A 13,412-nucleotide genomic window follows, 5' to 3' on the forward strand; every position below is an offset into this window, starting at 1 on the left:
CTAGGGGTTGAGGGTGAAGGGTCGGAAGGTGCGCGGCCCGTACAGCCGGTGCAGCACCTCGTCGAGTTCGCGCAGCAGCCGCCAGGCGTCGTCGGGCCGGGTGGCGAGCGCGGCGCCCTGGCAGCCGTCGGCGAAGGCCCGCAGCTCGCGCGGCGCGCGGTCGCCCATCAGCCAGGTCATGCAGCGGGCGGCGAGCGCGATGTCGGTGCCCGGGCCGCACTGCCGCTTCGCGACGACCTCCGGCGGATACCAGTCCTCGTGGCCGGGCACCAGCGCCGGCACGAGCCCGCCCGGCTCGGCCGAGAAGCACCAGTCGACGAGCACCAGGCCGTGCGCGTACGGCTCGATCAGCACGTGCCGGGGCAGCACCGCGCCGTGCACCACGCCGGCCCGGTGGGCCAGGCCGAGCGCCACGAGCAGCCGCCGCCACATCCAAGAGGCGTCGCGCGGGTCCAGCCCGTCGGGGTACGCGCGGCGCACGTCGTCCAGGCTGTGCAGACCGGGTACGGTCGCCAGCTCGTTCACCTGCCGTTGCACTCCGGTCGACGGGTCGCGCGCCGGGTAGGAGTCGACCAGCCTCGGCACGTACGCGAGGTGCTTGGCGTCGCCCCGCTCGGCGATCCGGCGCAACGCGCGCGCCTCGCGGGCCATCAGGTCGTTGTCGCCGGGGTGCCGGGCCACCTTCGCCAGGTGATAAGAAGGGGCCCTTCCTCTACCGGAGGCGTTAACAGGGGGCCCTTCCTTACGTTCGTGCAGGGTGGCGACGTCGCCGGTGTACGTGGGGGCCGGGGTGCGCCAGCGCGTGGTGACGGTGATCAGCGCGTCGGCGGCGGCAGCGCGTACCCCGGGGTCGGCCGCGCCCAGCCGGTCGGGGTGCAGCGCGCCGACCAACTCGCGGTAGCGGCGGGCCGGCTCGTCCGCGCCGAACAGGTCGGCGTCGGTGCGCGCGGCAGTGACCAGCCGGATCGCCTCTTCGGTCCTCACCGCACCGTCTCCTCCCGCGCGGGGCGCAGCAGCGCCGGGTGCAGCAGCCGGGCGTCTCCGGCGCGGTAGAGCTTGGCCCGGGGGCCGCCGCGCGCGCCGCCGCGTTCGGTGCTGGCGCCGGTGCTCTCCACGAAGCCGGGCACCGAGAGCACCTTGCGGTGGAAGTTGCCGGCGTGCAGCGGGTGGCCCCAGACCGTCTCGTAGACCTCGCGGAGTTCGGTGACGGTGAACTCGGGGGCGAGGAATCGGGTGGCCAGCGGCGTGTACTCCAGCTTGGAGCGGGCCCGCTCCAGCCCGTCGTCGATGATCCGGGCGTGGTCGAAGGCGAGCTGCCGGCTGGTCAGCGCGGTCACCGGCAGCCAGATCGCCTCGTCGGCGTCGGTGTCGGCGACCGGGTCGGGCAGGTCGGGGGCGAACGCCAGGTGCGCGACCGAGACCACCCGCATGCGCGGGTCGCGGTCCGGCGCGCCGTAGCTGCCGAGCTGTTCCAGGTGCACCCGGCGCAGCCGCTCGCCGCCGAGGCCGGTCTCCTCGGCCAGCTCGCGCCGGGCACCGGTGGTCAGGTCCTCGTCCGGCTGGACGAAACCGCCGGGCAGCGCCCAGTGCCCCTCGTAGGGCGGCGCGCCCCGGCGGATCAGCAGCAGGTGCAGCGCGCCCTCGCGGATGGTCAGCGCGACCACGTCGACGGTGACCGCGACCGCCGGGTAGTCCCGGGGGTCGTACCCGGCGAGGAAGTCCTGCTCGTTCACGGCCGCTCACTCTCTCAGGTTGAGAATAACTCAATCTGAGAACAACTTAGCGCCGAAAAGAGGGGACGGCAAGTCCCCTCTTTCACTCAGCGCACGGAACCGGTCAGGTGCGGTCTCCCGTCCCGGGCGCTGTGCAGCGCGAAGTCCCAGCCCGCGCCCGCCGCCGAGGCGCTGAACGCCACAGTCGACGGCAGCGGCACCGGCAGCTTGAACGACACGTCCACCGTGTACGCCTCGGGTAGCCGCGGCTCCAACGCGGCCAGGCAGCGGGCCTTGCTCCACATGCCGTGCGCGATCGGGCGCGGGAAGCCGAACAGCCGCGCGCCCAGCTTCGAGGTGTGGATCGGGTTGTGGTCGCCGGAGACGCGCGCGTAGTCGGTACCCACGCGCGGCGTCACCCGCCACTGCGCGGAGAAGGCCGGCGGCGCCGGACGGTCGTCCCGGTCGCGCCGCGGGCCGCCGCCGGACGCGCGCTCCTTCCCGAGGTACGTGGACACGCCGCGCCAGACCTCCTCGCCGCCGATCGACCCGATCAGCACCACGTCGAGCTGGCGGCCCCGCTCGTGCGGGCGCAGGTTCTCCGCGTACGTGTGGAAGTCGACGCGCTCGCCGACCTCGACCGGCCGGCGCACGGTGATCCGGTTGGCCACGTGCACCACGCCGGTGAGTGGGATCGGGAAGCCCGGACTCGTCATCAGCCGCAGCGACAGCGGAAACCCGAGCACGTGCAGGTACGTCGCCGGCAGCCGGTCGGTCAGCCGGAACCCGCACACCCGGTCGTAGTCCGCCAGGTGCCGCTGATCCACGGCCACCCCGCCGACGGCGAGTTCAAGCCCCGGCACGTCCGCCCCGCGCCGCCCCCCAACCCCAGGCACCGCTCCCAGCAACGCACGGCGATAAAGCGCCCCACTGGCAGGCAGCCGCTCCAGCTTCACCCGCCGCCGCCCCTCCGGCCCCGCCCTCTCACCCCGTTGATCATGAGGTTGGCTGCCTTGTGGATCTCCCGAAGTGCCGTCAACTTCATGATCGTCGGAGGCCGGGCGGGCCTGGATGCGGGCGAGGGCGGCGGCGCGGGCGGAGGTCAGGTCTCGGGTGGGGCCCTCGATCAGGTCGTGCAGGGTCAGGTCGTCGTCCTCGTGGTCACGGGGTGCCATCACGCCCCCAGCAGGCTCTGGCCGCAGACCCGGACCACGTTGCCGCTGACCGCGCCGCTCGCCGGCCAGGAGAGCCAGCCGATCGTCTCGGCCACGTCCACCGGCAGGCCGCCCTGGGCCATGCTGTTCATCCGGCGTCCCGCCTCGCGGATGGTCAGCGGGATGCGCGCGGTCAGCCGGGTCTCGATGAAGCCCGGCGCGACAGCGTTCAGGCTGATCCCGCGCTCACGCAGCACCGGGGAGAGCGAGTCGACAAGGCCGATCACGCCGGCCTTGCTGGTGGCGTAGTTGGTCTGCCCCCGGTTGCCGGCGATACCGGCGATCGAGGAGACCGACACGATCCGGCCGCCGGCCGGGATCAGATCGCGCTCCAGCAGCACGTCGTTGATGCGCTCCTGACTGGACAGGTTGACGTCGATCACCGAGTCCCACCGGTCGGCGTCCATCCGGCCCAGCGTCTTGTCCCGGGTGATACCCGCGTTGTGCACCACCACGTCGACCCGCCCGTGCCGCGACGCCAGATGCTCCGCCAGCCGGATCGGCGCGTCCGGCGCGGTCAGGTCGAGCTGCACCGCGCTGCCGCCGATGTCGTTGGCGACGGCGGCCAGCTCGTCCCCGGCCGCCGGGATGTCCAGCGCCACCACCTGCGCGCCGTCGCGGGCCAGCACCTTCGCCAGCGCCGCGCCGATGCCCCGGGCCGCGCCGGTCACCAGCACCACCTGCCCGTCCAGCGGCCGGTCCCAGTCGGCGGGCGCGACGGCGGTGCCGGCACCGACCCGGATCACCTGGCCCGAGACGTACGCGGACCGGCCGGAGAGCAGGAACCGGAGCGTGGACTCCAGGCTCACCGGAGTGCCGGCATCACCCTCGCGGGTCACGTAGACGAGCTGGGCGGTGACGCCCCTGCCGAACTCCTTGCCGATGCTGCGGGTCAGGCCCTCCAGCGCGCGCTGGGCGGTAGCCTCCCGAGGGGAGCCGCACTCGGCCGGCGGCGTGCCCAGCACGATCACCCGGCCGCTCGGCACCAGCGAGCGGGCCTGCGGGTGGAAGAAGTCGTACAGCTGGCGCAGCCCGCTGGAGTCGGTGATGCCGCTGGCGTCGTACACCAGGGCCGCGAAGCGGCGGTCGGCGTCGTGGGCGGCGACCGGTTCGGCCAGCTCGACCCCGGCGGCGGTCAGAATCTTCCCGGCCGGCTCGGCGATCCGGCCCCGGGCCGAGGATCCGAGCAGGACCGGCCCGGGAACGAGCGGGTCGCCCGGCGTGTGCCGGCGCAGTCGGGGCGGGTCGGGCAGCCCGAGGCGCTTGACCAGCGCGCGACCGGCCCCCGTCTGGACGAAGCTCGCGTACCTGTCGGTCATAGGCGTAGCCTACTGGCGAGTAGGGTTGGGGCAACAGTTTCGAGGGAGGCCGATCGTGCAGAGTGTCCGGCGGGTCGCGGTCATCGGGGGCAACCGCATCCCCTTCGCCCGGTCCAACTCGCGCTACGCGCACGCGTCGAACTCCGACATGCTGGGCGCGGCGCTCGACGGGCTGGTCGCCCGGTTCGGGCTGGCCGGCGAGCGGGTCGGCGAGGTGGTGGCCGGCGCGGTGCTCAAGCACTCCCGCGACTTCAACCTCACCCGCGAGGTGGTGCTCGGCTCCCGGCTCGACCCGCACACCCCCGCGTACGACATCCAGCAGGCGTGCGGCACCGGTCTGGAGGCCGCCATCCTGGTCGCCAACAAGATCGCGCTCGGGCAGATCGAGGTCGGCATCGCCGGCGGCGTCGACACCACCTCGGACGCGCCGCTCGCCGTCAACGAGGACATGCGGCGCACCCTGCTCCAGCTCAACTCCGCCCGTACGCTCGGCGAACGACTCAAGATCGCGGCGAAGCTGCGCCCGCACCAGCCGTTCAAGCCGGACATCCCGCGCAACGCCGAGCCGCGTACCGGACTGTCCATGGGCGAGCACGCGGCCCGGACCGCGCTGCGCTGGAACGTCGACCGGACCGCCCAGGACGAACTCGCGCTGCGCTCGCACCAGCGGCTCGCGGCCGCGTACGACAAGGGGTTCTTCGACGATCTGATGACCCCCTACCTGGGGCTGACCCGCGACCAGAACCTCCGCCCGGACACCAGCCTGGAGAAGCTCGGCTCGCTCAAGCCGGTCTTCGGCGCCTCCGGCGCGGACGCCGAGCAGGCCACCATGACCGCCGGCAACTCCTCGCCGCTCACCGACGGCGCGTCGACGGTGCTGCTCGCCTCCGAGGAGTGGGCCAAGGCGCACAACCTGCCGGTGCTCGCCTGGTTCTCCTGGTCCGAGACCGCCGCCGTCGACTTCGTGCACGGCGACGAGGGCCTGCTGATGGCCCCCGCGTACGCGGTGCCCCGGATGCTGGCCCGCGCCGGGCTCAGCCTCCAGGACTTCGACTACTACGAGATCCACGAGGCGTTCGCCTCCCAGGTGCTGGCCACTCTCGCCGCCTGGGAGTCGCCGGAGTTCTGCAAGGAGCGCCTCGGCCTGGACGCGCCGCTCGGCTCGATCGACCGGGAGAAGCTGAACGTCAACGGCTCCTCGCTGGCGGCCGGCCACCCGTTCGCCGCCACCGGCGGCCGGATCGTCGCCACGCTGGCCAAACTGCTCGACCAGAAGGGGAGCGGGCGCGGCCTGATCTCCATCTGCGCGGCCGGCGGGCAGGGCGTGACCGCGATCCTGGAGCGCTGACGGCTTCGGAGCAGGGCTGCGGTCCCGGCCGCAGCCCTGCTCCACGCTCTGTCGGTGCCCGGAGCAACCCGACGGCGGCTCAGCCGCGTCACCTGGGCATGAGGCGTACGAGAGGCTTCGGGACGTGAACCGGGCCGAGGAAGACGAGTACCGGCAGTTCGTCACCGCCCGGCTGGAGTCGTTGCGCCGCACCGCGTACCTCCTGTGCCGCGAGTGGCACACCGCCGACGACCTGGTCTCCATCACGATCGGCAAGCTCTACCGGCACTGGCGCCGGGTCCGCGCGGCGGAGAACGTCGACGCGTACGTGCGCGGAATGCTCACCAACGCCTGGCTGGACGAGCGGCGGCGGCCCTGGCGGCGCGAGCGGGCGACCGACGAGGTGCCGGAGCAGGTCGATCTGGCGTTGCCGTACGCCGCCCTGGCTGACCGGCAGGCGCTGCTCGACCTGCTGGACCAGTTGCCGGCGCGGCGGCGGGCGGTGATCGTGCTGCGCTTCTACTGCGACCTGTCCGTGGAGCAGACCGCCGAGGCGTTAGGAATCAGCCCCGGCACGGTGAAGAGCCAGGCGGCCCGCGGTCTCGACACGCTCCGCGTCCTCGCCACCAACGCGTCGGGCCGACCCATGGAGGAGTGGGCATGAGCTACCGGCAGCTTCTGGACGAGGCCATCGGCGACTCGCCCGCCTCGACGATCGATGTCGACCAGGTGATCGGGCGGCAACGCCGCAATCGCAGGCTGCGTCGCTGGGGGGTCTGCGGCGGCGCGGCGGCGACGGTGCTGGGTGTGATCGCCACGGCAGTCCTCGTGCTGCCGTCGGCCGGGCGGCAGCCGGCCCCCGCTGAGCGCCCGCGGATCACCACCATGGCCGGCACCCCGGAGGACGTCGCGCGCCTGGACGCTGCGGTCATCGCGGCGGTGACCCGCCAGGCGCCGGAGGTGAAGTGGGATGGCTCCCCGCCGCGGTGGCGGCAAGGGGGCAAGCCGCCGAACACGATCGAGCACTACTTCGGGCAGGGCGGGATCGCGGTCGACGGGGTCGAGGGGCACCTCATGGTGCAGATCGAACGGTTCGCGAGTCGACGAACCCGCATGTCCTGTCCCTACAGTTCCCATCACGAAAGCTGCCAGGACAGTGTGGAATCGAACGGCGAGCGGATCCAGGTGTCGACCAGCGGCCGGACCGACAAGGACCGGAATGGCCGGCAGTTGGTTTCGAGCACGCGACTCGCGACGGTGCTGCGGCCGGGCGACATGTTGGTGTCAGTGACCTTGATGAGTAACAGGTCGCGGCTCGACGGCGCGCTGCCGCTCACCGTCGAGCAGCAGACCGCGATCGCGCTCGACCCGGCCCTCGCCCTGGCCCCGGTGCCGCCCGGCGTGGTGCTGACCCCGCCGCCGCTGCTCTCCGAGGCACCGGCTCCGCCGCCGAGCCCTTCCCCGCCCAGCGGCCAGTTCGACCCGGCCGAGCAGAACCGCATCGACAACGCCGTGTTCGCGGCGCTGCGACGGCATGCACCAGGGGTCAAGGGTGCAGACGGTGCCGACGAGACCCCGACCGACCTCGCGTCGGTCTGGGACGAGAGCGGCGGGGAGAACACGGCCGACGCCTACTGGGGGCAAGGCCGGCTCCTGGTCGGCGGCACGACCGGACTCTTCTCGGTCCAGATCTGGCGGACCGATCCAGGCTTCTTTGGGGATCTGACCTGCGGGAAGCCGACCAAGGTCTACAGCTGCAAGGCGGGGGTCGGGCCGCACGGTGAGCGGTATCGCACCGTCACCCGTACCCGTCGGGAGGGTTCGGGCGTTGCGGGCGAGCGGGAGGTCGACGTCCGGCGCAAGGACGGCTCGTGGCTTTCGGTCACCCTCGCTGGCGACTCGCCGAGCGGGAAGTACCCGCTGACCGCCGCGCAGCAGCAGGCCGTCGCTTTCGACCCCGCGATAGCGCTCGCTCCCCTGAGGTAGCCGCCACGGGGGCAGCGGTCGTGAACGGGACCGCTGCCCTGGCCCTCGATCGCGGCGGCAACCGGGTCAGGCGGTGGCGCCACCGTCGATGGCGATCGACGCGCCGGTAATGTGCCGCCCGCCCTCGCCGACCAGATGGCTGACCGTCGCCGCCACGTCCTCCGGCGTCCCGTACCGGCCCAGCGCGATGTGCACCCGCTGAGCGTCGGCCCCGGCGCTGTCCGCCCGGTTCATGTCGGTGTCGGTGGAACCGGGGAGGACCACGTTGACGGTGATCCCGCGCGGGCCGAGCTCCCGGGCGAGCGCCCTGGTCAGGCCGTTGACCGCGGTCTTGGTCATGGCGTAGACGCTCACCCCGGGGGCGGGGACCCGGCTGGCGAAGCTGCTGCCGATGTTGACGATCCGCCCGCCGGCGGGCATGTGGCGTACCGCCGCCTGGGTGGCCAGGAACGCCCCGCGGACGTGCACGGCGATGGCCCGGTCGAGGTAGTCGAGGCTGACCTCCTCGATCGGCGCCGACGCGAACACCCCGGCGTTGTTGACCAGGATGTCCAGCCGTCCCAGCTCGGCGACGGTCCGCTCGACCGCGCCGACCACCGCCGCCCCGTCGGTGCTGTCGGCCTGGATCGCCAGGCCGGTGCGGCCGTACGCCTCGATGTCGGCGACCACGGCTTTCGCGCTGTCCGCCGCCTCGCGGTAGGTGAACGCGACGTCTGCGCCGTCCCCGGCGAGGCGGCGCACGACGGCGGCGCCGATGCCGCGGCTTCCGCCGGTGACCAGGGCGACGCTGCCGGTAAGTCTGGACATGCTTTCCCAATCCGGTCTGTCGACTCAGGAGGATGAGGATGATCACCATAACCGGCGCCCTGTCCGCGCTGCCGGGGGCGTGCGTGGGCTCCCGCGCCGGGTTGCCGGCAGTTTCTACCGTGGACGCCAGCCCGCTCGGACGTCACCCGCGGCGGCACCCCGAAATGGAGTGGTCATGACCGGTCCAGTCCTGCTCCGTACCACCGTCGCCGCGCTGATCGTCGCGCTGGCCACGGCCGGCTGCACGTCCACCGGCACGAACGGCACGGAGTCCACCGCCCCGACCGCCGTCACCGAGGTTGCCGACGACGCGACGGCGGCGCCCGCGTCCGCCGCGCCGGGCAGCAGCGCGGCAACGCCGGCCGGCAGCGGCACGACCGGTGGCGGCAGCAAGGGTGGGCAGCCCGCCGGCAAGCTGGCCACGAGCGCCCCGAAGGCCACCGGACCCACCATCGGTTACTTCCGGGTCGCCCAGAAGCCGTCCTGCCCGAGCGGCACCAACATCAACCCGATCGCCGGCACGCCGGTCGTCCTGGAGTGGAAGACCAGCAACGTCGACTCCGTCGCACTCTCCGTCGACGGGCCGGGGGTGTACGCCGACAACTACCCGCCCACAAGCAGCGAGACCCTGAACTTCCCCTGCTCCGGCACGGAGGGCGACGTCCAGCGGCACACGTACCTGCTGACCGTGCGCAACGCCCACGGCAAGCAGACCAGGACCCTCGTGGTGACCGCGACCGTGCACGAGATCAAGCAGGTGTGACGTAACCCAACCGGGCGCCGGCCGGCGGGTGCGCGAGAATGAGGGCCGTGACGACGATCCCGAACGTGCTCGCCAACCGGTACGCCTCGCCCGAACTGGTCGCCCTCTGGTCGCCGGAGGAGAAGGTCCGGATGGAGCGCCGGCTCTGGCTGGCGGTGCTCAAGGCCCAGCGTGATCTCGGCGTGCCGGTGCCGGACGGTGTGGTCGAGGCGTACGAGCGGGTGGTCGACGACGTCGACCTGGCCTCGATCGCGGCGCGGGAGCGGGTCACCCGGCACGACGTGAAGGCCCGGATCGAGGAGTTCAGCGCGCTCGCCGGGCACGAGCACGTGCACAAGGGGATGACCTCCCGCGACCTCACCGAGAACGTCGAGCAGCTCCAGATCCGTGCCTCGCTGGAGCTGATCCGGGACCGGGTGGTCGCCACGCTGGTCCGGCTGGGCTGGCACGCGGGCGAGTACTCGGCGCTGGTGATGACCGGCCGGTCGCACAACGTCGCCGCGCAGGCCACCACGCTCGGCAAGCGCTTCGCGTCCGCCGCGGAGGAGCTGCTGATCGCGTACGAGCGGCTGGAGGACCTGATCGGCCGCTACCCGCTGCGGGGGATCAAGGGGCCGGTGGGCACCGCCGCCGACCAGCTGGACCTGTTCGACGGCGATGCCGGGAAGGTGGCCGAGCTGGAGCGCCGGGTGGCCGGGCACCTGGGCTTCAGCCGGGTGCTGGACAGCGTCGGCCAGGTCTACCCGCGTTCGCTGGACTTCGACGTGCTCTCCGCGCTGGCCCAGGTGGCCGCCGCGCCGTCGTCGCTGGCCACCACGATCCGGCTGATGGTGGGGCAGGAGCTGGTCACCGAGGGCTTCAAGCCGGGCCAGGTCGGGTCCAGCGCCATGCCGCACAAGATGAACACGCGCTCGTCGGAGCGGGTGAACGGCTTCGCGGTGATCATCCGGGGCTACCTGTCGATGGTCGGCGAGCTGGCCGGTGACCAGTGGAACGAGGGGGACGTCTCCTGCTCGGTGGTGCGCCGGGTGGCGCTGCCTGATGCGTTCTTCGCCGCCGACGGGCTGTTCCAGACGTTCCTCACCGTGCTGGACGAGTTCGGCCCGTACCCGGCGGTGATCAACCGGGAGCTGGAGCGCTTCCTGCCGTTCCTCGCCACCACGAAGATCCTGGTGGCAGCCGTACGCCGGGGCGTCGGCCGCGAGGTCGCGCACGAGGTGATCAAGGAGCACGCGGTCGCCGTGGCGCTGGCCATGCGGGAGAAGGGCGCGGCCGAGAACGATCTGTTCGACCGCCTGGCCGCCGACGGCCGGCTGGGCCTGACCCGGGCCGAGATCGACACCCTGGTGGCCGACCGCAACGCCTTCGTCGGCGCCGCCGCCGACCAGGTCAACCGCGTGACCGCGAGGATCACCGGTGTGGTCGAGTCCCACCCCCAGGCGGCGACCTACTCCCCACCCCCCATCCTCTGACCCTCGCCCTCTTCTCGGTGATCAAGGAGTTTGTGTCCTGCACGGAGCGCCGCAGTGACACAAACTCCTTGATCAACAGGGTGGTGGGGCGGTCAGGTGCCGGTGGGGGTTTCGGCTGCCGAACTCAGGTTGGGGGCGCTCGCCGGTTCGGCGATGCCGCCGGGCGCGGAGGCGATCTCCGGCTCGTGGGCGGTCTCGGCGGCGATCGCCGGCTGGTCCGGCGGCATGACGTCCGGCATCTTGGGCGCGACGATCACCGCCGTGCCGTACGCGCAGATCTCCATCCACATCTCGCCGCAGTCGCGGCTGTCGAAGCGCATGCCGATCACCGCGTTCGCGCCGAGGCGGCGGGCCTCCTCGCCGAGGCGGGCCACCGAGTCGGTACGCCACCGGGTCAGGTTGTCCGGCGCCAGCGGATCGTAGGCGCCACCGCGCAGGTTCTTGACCCCCTCGCGGTACGGGTTGCGGGTCCTCGCCATCGAGGAGACCACTTCGCCGAGGATCTGGCGGATCTCGTAGCCGGGCAGTTGATCCGTCGTCACGACCAGCACGTTTCCGATGCTGTCAGTCCCCGGCCGGGTGGTTCGCGAGCCGTGTTCAGCTGATCGCATGCTGAAAAACGACGCGGCGCGGACGCCCGGGCTGCACCCGGCCGATCCGCGCCGCATCGGCATCAACCGTCAGACACCGGCCGTCGAGGTGATCCAGGACCGGTTGTACGCGACACTGCCGTAGTTCTGGATGCTCTGGCCGTCGGCGGTGGAGGCGACGCCGACCTGCTGGCCGTTGTAGAACTGCGGGCCGCCCGAGTCGCCCCGCCAGGCGTTGCCGTTGACCCGGGTGCTCCGGATCGCCTGGCCGCCGTACGCGTCGGTGACGCTGGTGCTGGTCACCCGTACGCTCGCGGTCTTGAGCTGGGGCGACGCGCCGCAACCGCTGTAGCAGGTCATGCCCCAGCCGTAGATGGTGTTGGTCGAGCCGACCGGCGGGTTGCTGCGGGCCAGCGTGACCGCGGAGGTGCTCACCGTGCTCGACAGGCGCAGCAGGGCCAGGTCGTAGCGGGTGTAGGAGGCGCTCACCGTGCGGGTGACGCCGCCCGAGGCGTAGTAGACGCTGCCGACCCGCACGGACATGGTGCCGCTGACGCAGTGCCGGGCGGTGAGCACCCACTGGGGCGCGATCACGCTGCCGGAGCAGGTGAACGAGCCGTTGCTGAAGACGGCGGCGGCCCACGGGGCGGACGAGACGGTGCCGCCACCGATGATCGGCTGCGGGCCGGCCGGCGCGGCGGTGGCGCCGGAGGCGGTGGCCAGGACACCGGCCAGCGCGGTGGTCAGCACGGCGAGCAGGGGACGGAGGCGCATGTCGGGGCTCCTTCTGCGCGACGCCCGGGGTTGCCGGGCAGGGGGTGACACCCGCCGGGTGGGGTGAGCCGGCGAGAGGCGTCGATCGAGTGCATCGACATCTGACGATGCATGCTACGGGTGTGCCATGCGGTGTCACAAGAGATGAATCGAACAACGCCGATGGCGTGATGTCCGACGCGCGCCGCGCCGACGCGCTGTCGGATACCTGTCCAAGCTGGGGCGTTTCGCGGCAGAATGCCTGCTAGGAGGGGGTGCGGAGGGTCACCCACAGGCACCGAGCGCAACGAATTCGCATCGACGCCGCAACGAACGGGCAACGGTGTCCGGCCGGCGTCGCCGGTCCCGCCGAGCACTGCCGGAAGTGCCCCCGGCCGGTTCGGGCCGGGCGGTATCTGCCAGGTAGGCTGGCTGCGCTCGCCCGATAGTGGGCCGGCACCCAACTGCGTACACAGTCAGGAGTGCCCCGTGCCTCGCGTCGTAGTCGACGTCATGCTCAAGCCCGAGATCCTCGATCCGCAGGGCCAGGCCGTCGCAAACGCGCTGCCCCGGCTCGGCGTCAGTGACGTCGCCTCGGTTCGGATCGGCAGGCGGATCGAGATCGAGTTCACCGGCGAACCGGACCTGGACCGGGCCCGCGAGATCGCCGACAAGCTGCTGGCCAACCCGGTCATCGAGGACTTCACCGTCCGCGTGGTCAACGCCGACGAGACCGCGGGCGCGCAGTCGTGACCGCCCGGGTCGGTGTGGTGACCTTCCCCGGCTCGCTCGACGACGGGGACGCGGCCCGGGCCGTGCGGATCGCCGGCGCCGAGGCGGTCCGGCTCTGGCACGGCGACCCGGACCTGCACGGGGTGGACGCCGTCGTCCTGCCCGGCGGCTTCTCCTACGGTGACTACCTGCGCTGCGGCGCCATCGCCCGGTTCGCCCCGGTGATGGAGACGATCGTCCAGGCCGCCCGCGGCGGCCTGCCGGTGCTCGGCATCTGCAACGGCTTCCAGATCCTCTGCGAGGCGCACCTGCTGCCCGGCGCGCTCACCCGCAACCAGCACCTGCACTTCCGCAACCGGGACCAGGTCCTGCGCATCGAGGGCACCGGCACCGCCTGGACCAACGCGTTCCAGCCGGGCCAGGAGGTGCTCATTCCGGTCAAGAACGGCGAGGGCTGCTACGTCGCCGACTCCGCGACGCTCGACCGGCTGGAGGGCGAGGGCCGCGTCGTCGCCCGGTACGTCGGCGGCAACCCCAACGGATCGCTGCGCGACATCGCCGCGATCACCAACGAGGCCGGCAACGTGGTCGGCATCATGCCGCACCCCGAGCACGCGGTGGAGGCGCTCACCGGCCCGTCCCTGGACGGCCTCGGCTTCTTCACCTCGGTGCTCAAGCACCTGGTGGGAGCGCCGGCGTGATGGTGGCCGTGATCATCGGTCGGCTCATCCGCCGCA

At 72.4% G+C, this 13,412-nt stretch carries 14 protein-coding genes; 7 read left to right on the forward strand and 7 right to left on the reverse strand.

Features of this window, described 5'->3' with window-relative positions; all coding sequences use genetic code 11:
- From FHU28_RS03760 to FHU28_RS03775, 4 genes are all read right to left on the reverse strand, one after another.
- Positions 1-984, reverse strand: coding sequence for a BUD32 family EKC/KEOPS complex subunit (locus tag FHU28_RS03760; protein ID WP_184680900.1), 984 nt, complete (start codon positions 982-984; stop codon positions 1-3).
- Positions 981-1,733 carry an NUDIX hydrolase gene (locus FHU28_RS03765; protein WP_184680902.1) on the reverse strand — a complete coding sequence of 251 codons (753 nt, stop codon included), beginning with the start codon at positions 1,731-1,733 and terminating at the stop codon, positions 981-983. Before FHU28_RS03765 ends, FHU28_RS03760 begins: the two co-directional genes overlap by 4 nt.
- A gap of 86 nt (positions 1,734-1,819) precedes the next feature.
- A complete protein-coding gene (locus FHU28_RS03770; RefSeq protein WP_260413279.1) occupies positions 1,820-2,887 on the reverse strand; it encodes a MaoC/PaaZ C-terminal domain-containing protein in 1,068 nt (355 codons plus the stop codon).
- On the reverse strand, positions 2,887-4,245 hold the full coding sequence (locus tag FHU28_RS03775) for a 3-oxoacyl-ACP reductase (protein WP_184680904.1): 1,359 nt from the start codon (positions 4,243-4,245) through the stop codon (positions 2,887-2,889). Before FHU28_RS03775 ends, FHU28_RS03770 begins: the two co-directional genes overlap by 1 nt.
- Positions 4,246-4,300: 55 nt before the next feature.
- Between FHU28_RS03775 and FHU28_RS03780 the strand changes: the two genes are divergently transcribed.
- The 3 genes from FHU28_RS03780 (at position 4,301) to FHU28_RS03790 (ending at position 7,558) form a co-directional block, all read left to right on the forward strand.
- On the forward strand, positions 4,301-5,593 hold the full coding sequence (locus FHU28_RS03780) for an acetyl-CoA C-acetyltransferase (protein ID WP_184680906.1): 1,293 nt from the start codon (positions 4,301-4,303) through the stop codon (positions 5,591-5,593).
- A gap of 124 nt (positions 5,594-5,717) precedes the next feature.
- A complete protein-coding gene (locus FHU28_RS03785; RefSeq protein WP_184680908.1) occupies positions 5,718-6,236 on the forward strand; it encodes a SigE family RNA polymerase sigma factor in 519 nt (172 codons plus the stop codon).
- The gene (locus tag FHU28_RS03790) at positions 6,233-7,558 is read left to right on the forward strand and encodes a hypothetical protein (protein ID WP_184680911.1); all 1,326 of its coding nucleotides are present in this window, start codon (positions 6,233-6,235) and stop codon (positions 7,556-7,558) included. The genes FHU28_RS03785 and FHU28_RS03790 overlap by 4 nt, the downstream gene beginning before the upstream one ends.
- Positions 7,559-7,624: 66 nt before the next feature.
- On the opposite strand, the gene FHU28_RS03795 is transcribed toward FHU28_RS03790, so the two are convergent.
- A complete protein-coding gene (locus FHU28_RS03795) occupies positions 7,625-8,365 on the reverse strand; it encodes an SDR family NAD(P)-dependent oxidoreductase (protein WP_184680913.1) in 741 nt (246 codons plus the stop codon).
- Positions 8,366-8,540: 175 nt separating this feature from the next.
- Here FHU28_RS03795 and FHU28_RS03800 point away from each other — a divergent pair, with 175 nt between their 5' ends.
- Positions 8,541-9,128, forward strand: a complete 588-nt coding sequence (locus FHU28_RS03800; RefSeq protein WP_184680915.1) for a hypothetical protein — start codon at positions 8,541-8,543, stop codon at positions 9,126-9,128.
- A 47-nt stretch (positions 9,129-9,175) separates the two neighbouring features.
- Positions 9,176-10,600, forward strand: coding sequence for an adenylosuccinate lyase (gene purB / locus FHU28_RS03805; RefSeq protein WP_184680917.1), 1,425 nt, complete (start codon positions 9,176-9,178; stop codon positions 10,598-10,600).
- Between the two features lie 92 nt (positions 10,601-10,692).
- On the opposite strand, the gene FHU28_RS03810 is transcribed toward purB, so the two are convergent.
- The gene (locus FHU28_RS03810; protein ID WP_184680919.1) at positions 10,693-11,268 is read right to left on the reverse strand and encodes a YbjQ family protein; all 576 of its coding nucleotides are present in this window, start codon (positions 11,266-11,268) and stop codon (positions 10,693-10,695) included.
- A 12-nt stretch (positions 11,269-11,280) separates the two neighbouring features.
- A complete protein-coding gene (locus tag FHU28_RS03815) occupies positions 11,281-11,964 on the reverse strand; it encodes a S1 family peptidase (RefSeq protein ID WP_184680921.1) in 684 nt (227 codons plus the stop codon).
- A gap of 468 nt (positions 11,965-12,432) precedes the next feature.
- Between FHU28_RS03815 and purS the strand changes: the two genes are divergently transcribed.
- Positions 12,433-12,696: a phosphoribosylformylglycinamidine synthase subunit PurS gene (purS, locus tag FHU28_RS03820; protein ID WP_184680923.1), complete on the forward strand. Its 264-nt coding sequence runs from the start codon at positions 12,433-12,435 to the stop codon at positions 12,694-12,696.
- Positions 12,693-13,376 carry a phosphoribosylformylglycinamidine synthase subunit PurQ gene (gene purQ / locus FHU28_RS03825; protein ID WP_184680925.1) on the forward strand — a complete coding sequence of 228 codons (684 nt, stop codon included), beginning with the start codon at positions 12,693-12,695 and terminating at the stop codon, positions 13,374-13,376. Before purS ends, purQ begins: the two co-directional genes overlap by 4 nt.
- Positions 13,377-13,412: the final 36 nt, after the last annotated feature.

The organism is Micromonospora echinospora, from assembly GCF_014203425.1.
GTDB classification, from domain to species: Bacteria; Actinomycetota; Actinomycetes; order Mycobacteriales; family Micromonosporaceae; genus Micromonospora; species Micromonospora echinospora_A.

Excerpts from the sequence above, each read along its gene's own strand:
- FHU28_RS03770 (WP_260413279.1), bottom strand. The coding sequence starts at position 2,887 with ATGGCACCCCGTGACCACGAGGACGACGACCTGACCCTGCACGACCTG.
- FHU28_RS03775 (WP_184680904.1), bottom strand. The coding sequence starts at position 4,245 with ATGACCGACAGGTACGCGAGCTTCGTCCAGACGGGGGCCGGTCGCGCG.
- FHU28_RS03790 (WP_184680911.1), top strand. The coding sequence starts at position 6,233 with ATGAGCTACCGGCAGCTTCTGGACGAGGCCATCGGCGACTCGCCCGCC.
- FHU28_RS03795 (WP_184680913.1), bottom strand. The coding sequence starts at position 8,365 with ATGTCCAGACTTACCGGCAGCGTCGCCCTGGTCACCGGCGGAAGCCGC.
- FHU28_RS03800 (WP_184680915.1), top strand. The coding sequence starts at position 8,541 with ATGACCGGTCCAGTCCTGCTCCGTACCACCGTCGCCGCGCTGATCGTC.
- FHU28_RS03810 (WP_184680919.1), bottom strand. The coding sequence starts at position 11,268 with ATGCGGCGCGGATCGGCCGGGTGCAGCCCGGGCGTCCGCGCCGCGTCG.
- FHU28_RS03815 (WP_184680921.1), bottom strand. The coding sequence starts at position 11,964 with ATGCGCCTCCGTCCCCTGCTCGCCGTGCTGACCACCGCGCTGGCCGGT.